General features: G+C 58.8%; 12 protein-coding genes. 4 read left to right on the top strand and 8 right to left on the bottom strand.

The genetic code is table 11. The features are described 5' to 3' along the window. The first annotated feature begins 115 nt into the window (after window positions 1-115). Window positions 116-1684 (top strand): amidase, encoded by a 1569-nt coding sequence (locus PSUM_RS09760; RefSeq protein ID WP_083349433.1) that lies wholly within the window; start codon window positions 116-118, stop codon window positions 1682-1684. Window positions 1685-1963: 279 nt separating this feature from the next. Here the strand turns inward: PSUM_RS09760 and PSUM_RS09755 are convergent, their stop codons facing one another. The 8 genes from PSUM_RS09755 to PSUM_RS09725 form a co-directional block, all read right to left on the bottom strand. Further along, entirely contained in the window at window positions 1964-3244 is a 1281-nt protein-coding gene (locus PSUM_RS09755) for an MFS transporter (RefSeq protein ID WP_020797520.1), read from the bottom strand. Beyond that, a complete protein-coding gene (locus PSUM_RS09750) occupies window positions 3241-5685 on the bottom strand; it encodes a lantibiotic dehydratase (RefSeq protein WP_020797521.1) in 2445 nt (814 codons plus the stop codon). Before PSUM_RS09750 ends, PSUM_RS09755 begins: the two co-directional genes overlap by 4 nt. Window positions 5686-5688: 3 nt before the next feature. Continuing rightward, window positions 5689-6492 (bottom strand): hypothetical protein, encoded by an 804-nt coding sequence (locus PSUM_RS09745; RefSeq protein WP_020797522.1) that lies wholly within the window; start codon window positions 6490-6492, stop codon window positions 5689-5691. After that, window positions 6482-7396: an MbnB/TglH/ChrH family RiPP precursor modification enzyme gene (locus tag PSUM_RS09740; RefSeq protein WP_020797523.1), complete on the bottom strand. Its 915-nt coding sequence runs from the start codon at window positions 7394-7396 to the stop codon at window positions 6482-6484. Before PSUM_RS09740 ends, PSUM_RS09745 begins: the two co-directional genes overlap by 11 nt. A 64-nt stretch (window positions 7397-7460) precedes the next feature. Then, window positions 7461-7616, bottom strand: coding sequence for a 3-thiaglutamate biosynthesis pearlin carrier peptide TglA (gene tglA, locus PSUM_RS31825; RefSeq protein WP_020797524.1), 156 nt, complete (start codon window positions 7614-7616; stop codon window positions 7461-7463). 10 nt (window positions 7617-7626) lie between these two features. Beyond that, entirely contained in the window at window positions 7627-8700 is a 1074-nt protein-coding gene (locus PSUM_RS09735) for a M50 family metallopeptidase (protein WP_020797525.1), read from the bottom strand. Between the two features lie 68 nt (window positions 8701-8768). After that, window positions 8769-9686 carry a class I SAM-dependent methyltransferase gene (locus PSUM_RS09730; RefSeq protein WP_050511616.1) on the bottom strand — a complete coding sequence of 306 codons (918 nt, stop codon included), beginning with the start codon at window positions 9684-9686 and terminating at the stop codon, window positions 8769-8771. 13 nt (window positions 9687-9699) lie between these two features. After that, window positions 9700-10446, bottom strand: a complete 747-nt coding sequence (locus tag PSUM_RS09725) for a methyltransferase domain-containing protein (RefSeq protein WP_083349432.1) — start codon at window positions 10444-10446, stop codon at window positions 9700-9702. Window positions 10447-10900: 454 nt separating this feature from the next. On the opposite strand from PSUM_RS09725, the gene PSUM_RS09720 reads away from it, so the two are divergent. The 3 genes from PSUM_RS09720 to PSUM_RS09710 are packed head-to-tail and all read left to right on the top strand — an operon-like array spanning window position 10901 to window position 15083. Further along, the gene (locus tag PSUM_RS09720; RefSeq protein WP_020797528.1) at window positions 10901-12610 is read left to right on the top strand and encodes an FAD-binding protein; all 1710 of its coding nucleotides are present in this window, start codon (window positions 10901-10903) and stop codon (window positions 12608-12610) included. Window positions 12611-12618: 8 nt separating this feature from the next. Further along, window positions 12619-14313, top strand: a complete 1695-nt coding sequence (locus PSUM_RS09715) for an FAD-binding protein (protein ID WP_020797529.1) — start codon at window positions 12619-12621, stop codon at window positions 14311-14313. Further along, on the top strand, window positions 14310-15083 hold the full coding sequence (locus PSUM_RS09710; RefSeq protein WP_083349431.1) for an SDR family oxidoreductase: 774 nt from the start codon (window positions 14310-14312) through the stop codon (window positions 15081-15083). Before PSUM_RS09715 ends, PSUM_RS09710 begins: the two co-directional genes overlap by 4 nt. Window positions 15084-15100: the final 17 nt, after the last annotated feature.

Here is a 15100-nt window from a genome sequence, read left to right as displayed (position 1 = left end):
TCAGCACATTCAACATCAATGTTGACTGATCCAGCGCTTTCGCGAGCAGGCTCGCTCCCACAGGGCGTAAGGCCTGAATACTCTAATAACCCACAATCAGGGCGTGATCACTACCATGGATAACCAAGAAAACGCACCACTAAACTCCGCCACCGGCTGGCCGCGCCGCAGCGTGCTCAAGGCCGGTGCCGTGGCGGTTGGCGTCGGGCTTCTGGGGCGTTTTGCCGACGCCCGCGCGCAAGGGCTTTCGGCCAGTGACTACCAGGCCATGGATGCCTGGGCCATGAGCCAGGCGATCCGCAGCGGCGAGCTGAGTGCCGAGGACCTGCTGGCGGCGACGCTTGCTCGCTATAACGAGGTCAACCCCAGGGTCAATGCGGTAAACATGCTGCACGAAGCCTACGCCCGTGCCTTGATGGCCCAGCGCCGCGCGGCCGGCACTCAAAACCAGGGCGCCCTGGCTGGTGTGCCACTGCTGATCAAGGACCTCAACACCTCACTGCAAGGCACCATCACCAGCAACGGTAGCCGGATGTTCAAGGACGCACCGCCCGCCGCCCGCACCAGCACCCTGATCGCTCGCTATGAGCAGGCCGGTGCGGTGCCGTTCGGCAAGACCACGTGCCCCGAGTTCGGCTTGACCACCACCACCGAATCCCTGGCTTGGGGCCAAACCCATAACCCCTGGAACCTGGCCATGAGCGCAGGCGGCTCCTCCGGTGGCGCGGCAGCGGCGGTAGCGGCGGGGATCGTGCCCGTGGCCCATGCCACCGATGGCGGCGGTTCGATCCGTATTCCGGCCTCGTACTGCGGCCTGGTCGGACTCAAGCCCACTCGCTATCGCACCCCCAGCGGACCGCTGCATTTCGAAGGCTGGTTTGGCGCCAGCGCGGCCAATGTGGTCTCGCGCACCGTGCGCGATACCGCGTTGTTCCTCGATATCGGGCAAGGCCATGAAGCGGGCAGCGCCTATTGGTGCCCGCCCCTGGTAAGACCCTATGTGCAGGAACTGCAGCAAGACCCGGGCAAACTGCGCGTGGCCGTGGTGCGTCAATCGATGACCGGCGCGCCGCTTGAACCGGCGATCGCCGCCACGCTGGAGCAGACCCTCAAGCAACTGCTGACCCTGGGGCACGAGATCGACGAATTGACGCTCAACGTCGATCCACGCCAATTGTTCGGTGCCCATGGCACGGTGATCGGCACAGGGCTGCGGACCCTGATCCACGACCGTGAACAGGTGCTCGGACGCGCGGTTACGGCACAGGACCTGGAAAAGATCACCCTGGTCAATCTGGAGCGTGCGAAGGGCACCAGTGGGGAGGACCTGTATCGCGCCCGCCAATCGTTCGAGAGCATCGGCGCGACCATGGAGCAGCACTTCGAACGCTACGACGTGATCCTCTCGCCCGTCACCGGCAGCCTGACGCCGAAGCTCGGCCTGTTGTCCCTGGATCAACCCTGGGAGAGCTACGCCCACAATGCCATGGGCAGCGCCGGCTTCACCGCGCTGGCCAACGTCAGCGGGCAGCCGGCGATCTCGCTACCCTTGGGGCAGAGTGATAACGGCCTGCCGGTGGGCATGATGTTCACTGCCCGGTTGGGTGGCGATGACGTGTTGCTGCGCCTGGCTAGTCAGTTGGAGAAGGCTCATCCGTGGGCTGCCAGGCGCGCTTTCCTGTAACCCGACACCCCCCCTGTAGGAGCCAGGCTTGCCGGCGAACCAGGCGCCGCGGTGTATCTGCTGCACCGCGTCATCGTTGATCGTTCCCACGCTCCGCGTGGGAATGCCGCCAGGGACGCTCCGCGTTCCGCTGACGACGCATGATGTGAGCCGTGCGCAACGGTGACGCGGAGCGTCACAAGATGCATTCCCACGCTGTTGGGTTAGAACATTCGTTTCGGGTCGTCGTGACGTCAAAATCGACGTGCATCCAGTACCCATCATTCGGCAGTCATAGTTCTACCGCGCTACCGCGATTTTCAGTTCCCAAGGTTTAAAACTCAGCCACAACAAGACCCCCGGTACCTGCAACGCGATCATCACTCCCAGCGACCACCGATAAGCCTCCACCGGGTGCCCTTGCCCAGATGCTGGCCACAGGTTCAGAATTTCTCCCATCAACCACTGCAAGACGAACGCCAGCACGAATACCACCAGGTTGAACGATGAACTGACCCGCCCGGCAAGCTCAGGCGACACAGACTGAGCCACGATCGCGTAGTTCATGGTGGTGGAGGTGCCGAAGAAGCTGAAACCCATAGCAATCAGTAGCGGCGATACAGGTAGGCCGCTGATCATCAGTAATTGAAATGCGATGAAGATTGAAACCCCGCCACCACACACCATGATCGGTTGCACACCAAAGCGCCGCAGGTAGTCGGTGATTGAGCCGAAGGCCAGCGAACCTGCCACCATCGCCACGGTACCCCAGAGCAGGATTTGGGCCATGCTGGACTCATCCAAATGGGCTACATCGCGTAGCCAAGGCCCCATCCATAGCGACAACACTGACATGTAGATCGCATGGGCAAATACCGAGTACAACGCCAGCCGCCAGAATACCCATGAGGAGTAAAGCGTCCCCACGGCCTTGGACATTTCGCCGAGGGTGGTGTGTTTGGGCTTGTAGGTGCGCGGCACGCTCCGATGAATGACTACGCAGACGAACAAAGTCAGCAGCGCCAGAATCAAGAACGCTTCACGCCATGTGATCCACTTGAGCAGTTCATGCAAGGGTGTGGTGGACGCCATTGCGCCCAGGCCGCCCACCGATAACAGGCATGCTGTACTCAGTGGCAGACGTTCGGCAGGCAGCCAGATGGCACACGCCTTGATCGCGCTCATCAGCGAACCAGCAACGCCTAGACCGATGAGTCCGCGACCAATGATCAGGCCCAGTTCGGTATGGGAGAAGCTGAAAATCAGCGAGCCCAACACAGCGAACAGCAACATGGGGGCCTGCACGCTGCGCGGACCGTAGCGGTCGAGCATGACACCCAGCGGAATCTGCGCTGCGGCGAACGTTAGAAAGTACACGCCGGTCAACAGGCCCAGGCTGCTGGCGGGAAGCAGCAGCTCCCGTTCCAGATCCGCATAAATCAAGGCGTTTACCGTGCGAAACAGGTAGGACACAAAATGACCTAAGCCAAAGGGGATGAATATGGTCAAGAACAGGTACAAAAACGAATGTTTGGCTTCCTGATCGGCTTTTGCACAAGAGCCTGAATTTTCATTACTCATGTCGCAAGAGCCTCGCATGTGGAAAAGGTTGTGCGTATTTCACAGCAGAAACGCCCCCGCTCTTCTTCAAGCCAAAGCTCATCAGGGCTCGGTCGCATTTCTGAGAACTTTACGTGGACAGCGTTCTTCAGCGCATTGGTGATGCCCTCCAAGGACAACGGGTTATCAAAGTCGAGGAACAGCGGTTTGGGTTCGGTATCGATCTTGACGAACGCATAACGGGGCAAACCATGATCGGCAGCCCAGGCGCGCCATTGCAGAGTGTGTTCGAGCTCGTCGACCGAGCCTTTCGGCGTTGGCATGTCATCTCTGGTAAATAACCAGGAAGCGCGCTTGTAGAGGGTGCGGCCAAACCAGACACGTCGGTGCTCGTGTTTGGTCACGGTACTGCCAGCCAAGGCGAAGCCTAGCCGGTGCATGGGAGTCGAATATACGCACAGCAAGTCTTCGTTGAACTGTCCAAGGGCGTCGACCACTTGCAGGCGATCATTCACTCGCAGCACTTGTGCCCTACCGGCAGCAAACCGCTGATTCGCCGCAACACAACCGCCACCCGATGGCAGCACCAATTGCAAGTAAGAAGACTGCAAAGGCCAGTCGATATGCGAGCGTTGATAACTGGTGGGTGAATCCGCCAGTATCAGACGAGGTTGTTGGAAAATCGCCTCTACCTGCTGATTTATCTGAGTATTGAACGGTCCGAACGGCGCGGCTACGGGTTGGCTAAGAGTATGAACTGCGGGATGCACTTCACCCACGATGATTTCATAGTCGCCGCGATTGAAGGCCTCCATCGACGCACTGGAGATCATGATATCCGGGGAGTGGTAGTCGCTGCCAAAGACCTCGAAGCCAGCTACATCCATATTGGTATCCAACAGGATGATCAGGCGTTCGATGTCCGCGTTACAAAGGTGTACTTCGGAATGCTTTGGGAGGTCCTGCAGCAGTTGCGTCCAAGCCGTTTCCAGGCGCTGATCGAGGTTCAGGATGATTTGCGCTTCAAGTGTCGGTAACAGAGGAGCAAGGGTGTTGAGCAGGTCGAGAAAATCAACCGGCTTGCCGAGGCTGACAGCCTGGCGCTGCTCCCAGACATCAACGAAAGCCACATTGAGTTGATGCGCGATGGCTTTGATCAGCCACTGATTGATGCGCATCAGCGGCGCCAGTTCTTCGTTGACGTGGCTGAGCATGGCCTGGCCGAGGCTGATGTCCATGTTTCTTGAACAATCCTCGTACACCGGGTAACGGCCGACATACATGGCGCCGGTTTCCCGGCTGAGGTCGATCCCTGCCTCGCCCAGCAGATGGTTCAAGCCCTCCAGGCATTCAGTCCGGCGCAACAGGTCGCCGTGGGCATAGTCACTGCGCAAGCCCTCCAATGCTTCAAGGCGCGCTCGCCAGACCTGGCTGAACTCATCGGATACCCGCGCGGTGGCCAAGTATCGTTGCAGCCGCACAATGGGGTTACGCTCACGAGGAGACATTTGCCAGCCGCGACGCACGATCCGTTTACTCACCAAATGTTCCAGCAGGTCGTGCAGTGTGCTGACCGCGACTTCCGAACAGACGCTCAACATCCCGACAAAAGTGGGTTCTTGACCCTTTTGCTCGCTGATGTAATGCAGTACCTGCGCGGTTTGTGGGTTGAGGCGCTGGCTTTTGCCAATCGGCATGAACAGGGTCTGTTCCTGCAAGTAGCAACCGGTATTGAGCTGCAGGGGCATGCGGTCGGTGTCTGGACATTGTTGGTTGATCTGTTCGACCAACCGTTGCACCACCCAATTCTCGAAGAGGGTGTGGCGATCCTTGATCCACACCGTGTCATCCTGGGTCAGCTGCACATTGACCATCTGGCGGGTATCGAACCTGCCCCAGGCCAATGGACCGAAAAAACTTGAGGTATCGTTCTTGGCACAGAATCGTTGCGCGTAACTCCAACCCAAACGCAGCTTCTGTTTTTTGCGGGTATCGTTTCTACCGTGCCGATCCTTGATCAGCTCACGGATGCGTGTCAACGCCGATGGGTTGGATATGAACAAGGCCTCGGCTACCGCTTCGTCGTCCAGGAAGTCGATCAGCCCTTGGCGGGCGCTCTCCAGATAGGTGTTGTACTCATGATCGGTACCTTCTCGCGCCGAGGCCCGCTCCAACAAGCCGTTCCAGCGCCGCAAAGCCTCACTCAGTGGTTCGCGCAGTGCCTGCGGCAGGTCGGAGGGTTGCAAGGCTTGGCCTTCGTTGAGTTTGCGGATGAATTTGCGGCAGGCCTGGGGTGAGTGTGAGTTGGCCTCTTCAAGCAACGTTGCCTTCAGTGCTTGCAATGAGCGGAAGTCTTGTTCAAAGGCGCGGCACAATGGCAACTCGGCGAATCGGCCCAGATTCGTCAAGTGATGAATGGGAAAACCGGTCGAGCGCAGCCAGAAGTACTGTGAGCTTTCCATGGTCTAGACCGGCATCCTAATGGCGTTGAGTTGATGAAGTTTGCCGAGCAGTGCAATGTCCTCGCCGCTTGGTTGGGCGGCTGTGGAACCCAGTATCTGCGTCAAGGTGACGAGTGACTGTGGTTGCTCAAGACATCGATAGAGATACGTCGCGCGCGGGCTTATGAGCGTGAATTTATGGCGGGTCTCAGGGGTGGGCAAATACACCAGGATGTGTTGGCTGGTTCCCTCCGGGCTGCTACGCCCCAGCAGGCTTTTATCACGCAACCACTGCGACAACGCATAGCTGCTCTGGTAAATGCGTGCACTGTCGGTGCGCTGATATTGGCCCGGCACCACGGCGCTGGCTTTCACCAGTCCGGTGTAGAGGTGCACACATTCGCGTTCAAGCCCTATCAGGTCACGAATCTGCGGGTAATCAGCGAGCTCCTGGCGCTCAAGTAGAAAGTCCAGGACCGCATCGCAATAGCCATAAACTCTTGGCCCGTAATCAAACCACTTTTGTTGACGCAGGAATGCCTTGGAAAGGGTCGGCAGATCCAGCCCGATGTTGATCAGTGCGCGCAAAGTCAGCGGGGCGCCGGTTTCCAGTGCATTGATAAAGGAGTTGACCAAGCGGAACTGATAGTTTTCGACGAACCATTTCACCCTCTCAAACTGACTGGCGTAGGTATGCAGAATAGCCCGCTCGTTATCGGGGAAGTTTTGCAGCCATTCAATCGCGCCCTGAGCTTCGTACAACTGTTGCTGCAGCATTTCATCGCGTAGCAGGCGTCGCCATAGCCTCCAGACCTGCTCAGCGTCCATGCGTCAGTTCCTGTACTGGTTTGGTGTAGTAGTTCCAGATTTTCTGAGCACGCCGCACATCGGTGACAATCATGTGTTCGTCGTTGGCGTCCATCACTCGTGTCAGCGCATGGTGGGCCTGTCCCTGGTATTCCAAGATGATCGCCGAGGGTCGGGTGCGGGACATGAGTTCCTGGTACAGGTCCCAAACAGGTTCGGGCACACACGAGTCATGCCAGTCGTGGTAAAGCCCCTCGTGCCAGCTGCCACCCGCCAGATGCACCGAGATCACCTTGTCCAATGGCAAGGTGTCGAGGTAGTCGTGCAAGTCGAAGTTTTTCAGGTTCAGATGGTTGGTGTAGATGTTGTGCAAGTCCAGGTGCAAAAAGGTGCCGGACTGCTGCACGAGCCGGGCCAAGAACTCGGCTTCACGCATTTCAGCGCCTGGGCATTGCAGGTAATAGGCGGCGTTTTCATGGGCCAATGGCATCCCATAATGCGCCTGCAAAGTCTTCGCGCGTTCGGCGCAGCGGAGCACCTCTGAATTGGAAAACTGCAGCGGGCTGCTCCAGATATCCAGCCAGGAGTTGTCGCCATAAAAACAATGGTTGGCGACCCATGGACTGTTCAGCATCTTGGCCAGGGGCACATGACGTTGCACTGCGGCGGTTTCTTCGAGAGGGCTGAAACCAAAGTCGCAGCCGTAATTGGAATGCGCCAGTAATGTGAATTTCTCAGCCAGCCGATTGATCATCGCCTGAGCCCCAGGCTTGATAATCTGCGGGCCATCCATGGGGGCCATGATGTTATCGAGAAGGATTTCCAGCACATCGACTACGATCTCCTCAAATGGAAACCAGTCCAGGATTTCGGGGTTGTACTGGATACCCACACCAATTGGTTCGGGCTTAACGAAGTGAGCCATGTGGTTGCCCAGTCTGAGGAAGGGGGCGGCTCCCTCGACGTAAAGCCGAGGAGGCGCGGAGCGATCAGGCGAAAACTTTGCTTTCGATGATTTCGATATCGTCGAGGTCGAACTCCTCGAACGGCATATCGTTGAGGGCTTGCGGCGTGATGCTGGCAGTGGGGTCGGTGGTAAGTTCATCCGTGTTGGCGATAGCCGGGGTCACTGTAGGTTGGGTCATGACATCATCCTTATGGGTGGTTGAAAAGGCGAATCAGGGTGGCTGCGGTGAGGCACCAGGCGATTACCCAGCCCAGGCAGGTCAACAGGAATGTGCTCCAGTAGAGCCTGCGCAATGCAGGGGAAACCGCTTCCAGCGGCGCGGTGCGCCAATGGCGCTTTACATAGTTGAAAGCACGTTGGCGCAGACGCGGTTGCCCGAGAACCTCGGTAATAGCCAGGTACGTGTCGCCATTGAAGATGGGCAGCAGCGTCGGAATGAGGGAAATAAACGAAGCCACGATCATCACCACAAAAAGACCGGGCAAAACCCCTTGGGTGTCACGGAACATCGCCCACAGGACAATGCTCACGCCTGCATACTGGAGGCTGACCAAGGGGCCTGCCAGAATGGTGATCACCCGTTGGTTCAGTGGCAGCTGCGACCATTGCGCCTGTACCGGACGTACCCAGCCGGTGGCCAGCAACAAGTAGATGCCGATTCCGAAATCGTTGACCTTGACCCCATAGTGACGACAGGCCAATGCGTGCCCCAGTTCGTGAAGGGCGATAGAAGTCAAAATGACCGGGAAGTGCCAGAGCAACCAGCGGTAGCTGTGGATATAGGTCTCGCCAGCATCGGCCATGAACGTACTGAAGTGCACGCCCAGGTATACGAAACTCGCTAGGGCCAATGCCAGTAACGGCAAAATGAATGCCGCGCGGCAGCACCAGGGCGCCAACCGGTAAATATGATCGAGCAGTGGCTGCGGGTTGGTTTTCACCAGGTTAATCAGCAAATACTCTTTCAGCGGGCCGTAGGTTATGCCCGTGGCTGGGTCACGCAGGTCCTTTTTATGAGCGGTTTGATCGCTGCTCAGCAGTTTCAGTTTGAGCAGTTTGCGCTCGAACTGCGCAAGCTTCTCAGGGCTTACCTTGATTCGATACTGAACAAGGGCGGCGTCGGCGATCTCTGGAAGGCTTCGCTGACCAGTGAAGAGCAAAGCAAGCGAGTACTCGGCCTTGCCCAGTTCAAAGCCGATATCGTTACTGGGATCGTAGAGGTTATAGCGCCAAGTGACCGAGTCTGCTGGCAGTGGCGTCACAACCAGGTCATCCCTAAAGCAGGAATGAGCTTGGGCGCTCGAGTTTTCGAGAGCATGGACCGAGGTACTCATGCGCGAGCTCGCAACGCAAGGAGGCTTGGCATGTAAGTTTTCTGAAGGGCCATGCGGCCTTGGGTCTTAATGCTTTCGAGGTGCTCATTAGCACGCTGGGTAGAGGCTCGCCCCAGTACGAACACCGCCCCCGGCCGAGTGGGCCCGCATATGGGCTCACGGGTGGTCCGGATCGGTTCCCAACCATGCTGGCACATCAGGTACTCGATGCTGCTGGCACTCAAATAACGACGATGGTTATGGGTTAGAAACCCTTGTTCGATGCCATAACCCAGCGCGCGACCTTCAATCAACAGCAACCCATCCTCGGCACTGGCCCGTCGGCAAAGTTGCATGACTCGGTTGACATCATGAACATGTTCCAAAGAACCATTTATGATGATCAGGTTGTAATCACCACTGGGGCTCATACGTTCGGCCCCCACCAGATCGATGTCCAGGCCGATATTTTTGCCGTATTCTACATAGGCCCGGTCGGGATCATTGCCTCTTACTGTCCATCCCCGTTTCGCGAAGGGAATCATCAGGCCGCCGGAAGAACAGCCGACATCAAGCATTTTGCCTTTGGCGGGAAGCACATCCTGCAAGTACCGGCAAAGGTGTTCGCCGCGGCGTACCTGGTCCAGAAAGAACGCGCGCTCAGGTCCCGTATTGCCGAACAGGCTCAGGCGGTAGTATTTGTCGTAGTAAGCGTCGTAGAAAGCTTGATCGAAGCGGTATTGTTGGAAAATATGGCCGCAGTCCTGGCAACCGAGTACTGGCAATGCCACAGTTTGGTCACCGGGCCCTTGGACGCTTTCCAGTAAAACCCAATGGTCTTTGGAATTGCACAATTCGCAATTCATTTTCTGCGCACGAAACGTGTCTGGCATCTGCAGAAGTTGCAAATATTCTTGTTCTATGGTTGCGTTCATGATCACGTTCCGGTCACTTGATGCAGAAGAATCCTTCAAAGCAAATATATTTGAAAACACTGGTTATATCCCTGAAGCCGGCACGAGATAACATGTCGATATTTCCCATCGTGGAAAAAGGCTCCAGTACACCTTTCAAACTTCTGGTTTTTGCCAGGATTTCATCGGCGCTATAGCCTTGGTCCCGCTTATAATCTACATACAGGCTGCTGAGGATGTCTTGAAAGCGTGCGTCTGGACCACGTACTTTTTCAAACATGATAAAACTACCACCCCAATTCAAGGACTCATAAATGCGATCGAACAAGGCTTGGCGAATGCGCGGGTGTACAAACTGGATAGTGTAATACGCAACTATCAGATCGCTTTTTTCATAGGGGAAACTCAGAATATCATCGGTGATGAAACTGACATTGTGCTGTGGCGATACGCTTAAAAGTTCATTCGCCTTGCGGGTCATGGCTTCTTCCACATCAATGCCCACCCACTTCGCCGATGCGAAATGGCGTTGTGCAAGTTGCCGAGTTAAGGTGCCGGTGGAACTGCCAAGTTCGTAGCAGGTGCTATCGGTTTTTACAAAAAAGTCGCTGAGCGACAGCACGATATCGTGTCCGTCCTTGTATTTGGGTACGGATTTCGATACATGGGTGTCAAAGTGTTCAGGTGTCGTGCCTCCGAAACTCCATGAGGCATTACTGGACTCTACACCATCACCAACGGTTTCATAGAGAGTGCCAAGAGAGGTCGTTAGGGCAGACATGTATGTCAAATCCTTGTGCGATAGTATTAGCGCGCATTAGTGCAACTGAATTTTTTGCTCAAGTAGAGGCTATCCAGTTCTAATCAGTGTGTCATCATCATATTTGTGGGAAATAAATGTTTATTTTGTAGGGGATTTCCCAAAGCGTTCCATATAGGCGCATTAAGTAAAGGGTGTTGTGATCTGCCGCTGTTCCGTAATGTATTTAACACCTTGGTATTGGTGAAGGGGAACGTCAGAGTTCGACTGGTACAATCTGTGCTTAATGAAGCGGACAAAATCGAGGGCGCGCGGACTTCCTGCGACCAATCTACAGGGACAAGCGCCACCCCCCCCTAGTCCACTTTGACGATGAGCCCATCCCCCCGCACCCCCGATCATGGGGCTGCACTCCGCCAGCGCACCCTGCGTGGTCGGCGGTTCTTTCCTGACCTCAGCTAATGGCATAACAACAATGACGGCTCAAGTTCAGTCTCAGACCCACTACGACGTGATCATCGTCGGTTCGGGTGCAGGTGCGATGACTTCGGCGGTATTCCTCGCCGACCAGGGTTTCAGTGTGCTGGTGGTGGAGAAAAGCAACCAGTACGGCGGCACCTCGGCGATCTCCGGAGGCGGTATCTGGATTCCCAACAACCACTATTTCGCGCGCATGAAGGGCAACGACAGCTACGCCACCGCCCTGACTTACCTGAAGGCGGCAGCGGGCGAGCATGTCGGTGAAACGCGCCTGCGTGCCTACCTGGACAATGCGCCGAAGATGATCGAACAGCTCACCCGTATCAGCCGGGTGCGCTACGCCGTGGCGGCCAAATACCCTGATTATTATCCGCACCTGCCGGGGGCTTTGCCCGGTGGGCGGACCCTGGATCCGGAGTTGTTCGACACCAGTCTGCTGGGTGAGGAACTGGCGAACCTGCGCAAGCCTTCGCCTTCGACCCTGCTGATGGGGCGCATCGCCTGGACGGCGCGCGATGCGCACAAGGCCATGGCCCGTAGCTTCGGCTGGCGCCTGCTGATCATGAAGCTGATGCTGCGCTACAAGCTGGACTTCAAATGGCGACGCAAGAGCAAGATGGATCGCCGCGCGTCCTTGGGCAGTTCGTTGGTGGCGTCTTTGCGCCGCTCGCTGATGGATCGCAATGTACCGTTGTGGCTCAACACCGATTTCTGCGGCCTGGTCACCGATAACGGTCGGGTCAGCGGCGTCACCGTGCGCCGTGACGGTGCCGAGCTGCAACTGCAGGCACGCCACGGTGTGATCCTGGCCTCCGGTGGCTTCGAACAGAACCAGGCCCTGCGTGACCAGTACCTGCCCAAGCCAACCCGCAAGGCCTGGAGTGCGACACCGCCCGGCAACAACACCGGCGCGGCCCTGGAAGCCGGCATGGCCCAGGGCGCGGCCACCGCGCTGATGGATTGGGCCTGGTGGGCGCCGACCATTGCCGTACCGGGAGAAGACAAACCCCGGGGGATTTTTGCCGAGCGTGCGTTCCCCGGCGCCATCGTGGTTAACGGCCTGGGGCAACGCTTTGTCAACGAAGCCGCGCCTTATCTGGAATTTGTCGATGCCATGCATCAAGACAACCAGAAAACCGGCGGCAAGTCGGTACCGGCCTGGGTGATCTTCGACGCGCATTTCCGTTTCAACTATGCCATGGGGCCGTTGATGCCAGGGCAGATCATGCCCGACAGCCGCCTGCGCAAGGAGTGGCTCAATAACCTGTATTGGAAGGCCGACACTGTGGCTGGCCTGGCCCGACAGATCGGCGTCGACAGCCTCGGTCTGGAAGCCACCGTGGCCAAGGTCAACGACTATGCAGGCTCCGGTGTGGACCTCGACTTCGACCGTGGTGGCAATGTCTTCGATCGCTACTACGGTGACAGCAACATCAAGCCCAACCCGTGCCTGGCGCCCCTGCGCAAAGGCCCGTACTACGCCATGCGCCTGGACGCCGGGGACATCGGCACCAAGGGCGGCCTGTTGACCAACGAGCATGCCCAGGTGGTGCGCGAAGATGGCACCGCCATCGCCGGCTTGTACGCCATTGGCAACTGCTCGGCGTCGGTGATGGGCACCAGCTATCCGGGAGCGGGTGGCACCCTGGGGCCGGCGATGACCTTCGGCTATGTCGCCGCCAATCACCTGGCTAGCCAGCGTTAGGAGGGGCTATGTCAATGTCCGATAACCTCCCCAGCACCGATGTGCTGCCGCCCCTGCAAGTAACCGATGGCAGCAGTGTGGACTGGGACGAACGTTGCGACGTGCTGGTCGTCGGCTGGGGCGCTGCCGGTGCCTGCGCCGCGCTGGAAGCTCGGGCCCAGGGGGCCAACGTGCTGATCGCTGACCGCTTTACCGGCGGCGGCGCCAGCGCCAAGAGTGGCGGGGTGGTCTACGCCGGTGGCGGTACGCGTCATCAACAGGCCGCGGGCTTCAACGACAGCCCCGAAGCCATGTTCGATTACCTCAAACACGAAACCGGGGGCGTGGTGAGCGATGACACTTTGCGGCGCTTCTGCGCCGACAGTGTGAGCAACCTCGAGTGGCTGGAAAGCCACGGCGCGCCCTATGCCCACCAGATGCCACCCGGCGGGGGAAAGACTTCGTACCCGCCCGACGGCTACTTCCTCTATTACTCGGGCAACGAATTGGTGCCCGACCACGGCGGCCCCTTGCCGCCTGCACCACGAGGGCATCGCACCGTGGGCAAAGGGCAGGGCGGCGCGGTGCTTTTTGCCCACCTGAAGGCAGCGTGCCTGAAGGCCGGAGCGAAAACGCTGTTGCAGGCGGCGGCGCGACGACTGCTGGTCGACCCCCGGGGGCGGGTACTGGGTGCCGAGTTTTGGTGTATGCCCGAAGGCAGCAAGCAAGCCCAGTTGCACGCACGACTGTCCGCCCGCGCCGAACGCCTGCAGAACTTCGCGCCGGGCTATTGCAACAAATTGCGCAAGAAGGTCTGCCAGCTGGAACGGGATTTCGCCAGGCCCCTTCGGGTGCAGGCACGCCATGGCGTGATCCTGAGCACCGGCGGCTTCATCTTCAATCGCCAGTTGCTCGAACAGCACGCACCGAAGTTCCGGCGCAACTTCAAGGTCGGCGCCACCGGTTGCGATGGCAGCGGCTTGCGCCTGGGCGCCAGTGTCGGCGGCCAGGGCTCGGGGCTTGAGCGGGTATCGGCATGGCGCTTCATCAACCCGCCGTACAGTTGGCACAAGGGCATCGTGGTCAATCGCGAGGGCCGGCGCTTCTGCAATGAAGAAGTCTACGGCGCCACCCTCGGGCAACCGTTGATGGAAGAGCAGGGCGGCAAGGCATGGCTGGTGCTGGACGCGCCGTTGCGCAAGAAAGCCATCCGCGAAGCGCTGTTCGGCGGCTACTGGTGGTTCCAGAGTTTTCCGGCCTTGGCGCTGATGCTGTTCAAGGTGCGCAAGGGCAAGAGCCTGAGCGAGTTGGCCAGTGCGACCGCCATGGACCCCGCCGTACTGCGTGCGTCGGTGCTGGCCGCCAACGCCGCCGCCCGTGGCGAAGCGCCGGAGCCATTCGGCAAGTCCGAGGGCGGTCGCCAGGTGCTTGAGCAGGGGCCTTTCTATGCCTGCGATATCTCCGTGACCAATCCGGTCTTCCCCCTGGGCGCCCTGACCCTGGGCGGCTTGCGCGTGGATGAGCGCAGCGGCGCGGTGCTGGACCAACACGGGCAAGCCATCAGTGGCCTGTACGCCGCCGGCCGCAGCGCGTTGGGCATTCCCTCGCACCTGTACATCAGTGGCTTGTCCCTGGCCGACTGCGTGTTCTCCGGTCGACGAGCCGGTGCCGCTGTCGCGCGCACCCAGCAAGCCGAAACGATCCATACACACGAGATGACATGATGACCGACAACAAGAATGGCCGGGTTCACGGCAAGGTCGCGCTGGTCACCGGCGGCGCCAACGGCATCGGCGCCGCGAGCGTGCGGCTGCTCGCGGCCGAGGGCGCCCAGGTGCTGATCAGCGACCTGGACGTCGAGGCAGGTCAGGCCCTGGCGATGGAGATCGGACCGACTGCAGCCTTCATCCGTCACGACGTCAGCAGCGAAGCTGAGTGGCGCCAGGTCATCGACCATGTGCGCGAGCGCTACGGTCGCCTGGACATCCTGGTCAACAATGCCGGCATCCTCATCGCCGGCTCGATCGAGGAAACCACCCTGGCGGACTGGCACAAGATGCTGCGAGTCAATGCCGACAGCGTGTTCCTGGGCTGCCGCGAAGGCATCGCGTTGATGAAGGACAGCGGTGGTTCGATCATCAACCTCTCATCCATCGCGGCCCTCGCCGGGCGCGACGACTACCTGGCCTACAGCGCCTCCAAAGGCGCGGTGGCGGCGTTGTCGCGTTCGGTGGCAGCGCTTTGCCGACGGTGCAAATACCGCATCCGCTGCAACACCCTGCACCCCGACGGCGTCCTCACCGACATGACCCGCGGCAGCCTTCCCCAAGGTATCGACCCGGACCGCCTGACCATCGACAGCGACCCGATGAACCGTATGTGCCGGCCTGAGGATGTGGCGGCCAGTGTACTGTTCCTGGCCAGCGATGAATCCCGGGCGATCAATGGTGTGGAGTTGCGTGTTGATAGCGGGCAGATGGTGATGGGTATCTAGCGGCTCATGTGGCCACC

Origin of the sequence: Pseudomonas umsongensis, from assembly GCF_002236105.1 — a bacterium.
GTDB classification, from domain to species: domain Bacteria; phylum Pseudomonadota; class Gammaproteobacteria; order Pseudomonadales; family Pseudomonadaceae; genus Aquipseudomonas; species Aquipseudomonas umsongensis.
Note: the sequence above shows the minus strand (reverse complement) of the source record. Positions and strands in the feature narration are given on the sequence as shown.

Excerpts from the sequence above, each read along its gene's own strand:
- PSUM_RS09760 (WP_083349433.1), top strand. The coding sequence starts at position 116 with ATGGATAACCAAGAAAACGCACCACTAAACTCCGCCACCGGCTGGCCG.
- PSUM_RS09755 (WP_020797520.1), bottom strand. The coding sequence starts at position 3,244 with ATGAGTAATGAAAATTCAGGCTCTTGTGCAAAAGCCGATCAGGAAGCC.
- PSUM_RS09750 (WP_020797521.1), bottom strand. The coding sequence starts at position 5,685 with ATGGAAAGCTCACAGTACTTCTGGCTGCGCTCGACCGGTTTTCCCATT.
- PSUM_RS09745 (WP_020797522.1), bottom strand. The coding sequence starts at position 6,492 with ATGGACGCTGAGCAGGTCTGGAGGCTATGGCGACGCCTGCTACGCGAT.
- PSUM_RS09740 (WP_020797523.1), bottom strand. The coding sequence starts at position 7,396 with ATGGCTCACTTCGTTAAGCCCGAACCAATTGGTGTGGGTATCCAGTAC.
- tglA (WP_020797524.1), bottom strand. The coding sequence starts at position 7,616 with ATGACCCAACCTACAGTGACCCCGGCTATCGCCAACACGGATGAACTT.
- PSUM_RS09730 (WP_050511616.1), bottom strand. The coding sequence starts at position 9,686 with ATGAACGCAACCATAGAACAAGAATATTTGCAACTTCTGCAGATGCCA.
- PSUM_RS09725 (WP_083349432.1), bottom strand. The coding sequence starts at position 10,446 with ATGTCTGCCCTAACGACCTCTCTTGGCACTCTCTATGAAACCGTTGGT.
- PSUM_RS09720 (WP_020797528.1), top strand. The coding sequence starts at position 10,901 with ATGACGGCTCAAGTTCAGTCTCAGACCCACTACGACGTGATCATCGTC.
- PSUM_RS09715 (WP_020797529.1), top strand. The coding sequence starts at position 12,619 with ATGTCAATGTCCGATAACCTCCCCAGCACCGATGTGCTGCCGCCCCTG.
- PSUM_RS09710 (WP_083349431.1), top strand. The coding sequence starts at position 14,310 with ATGATGACCGACAACAAGAATGGCCGGGTTCACGGCAAGGTCGCGCTG.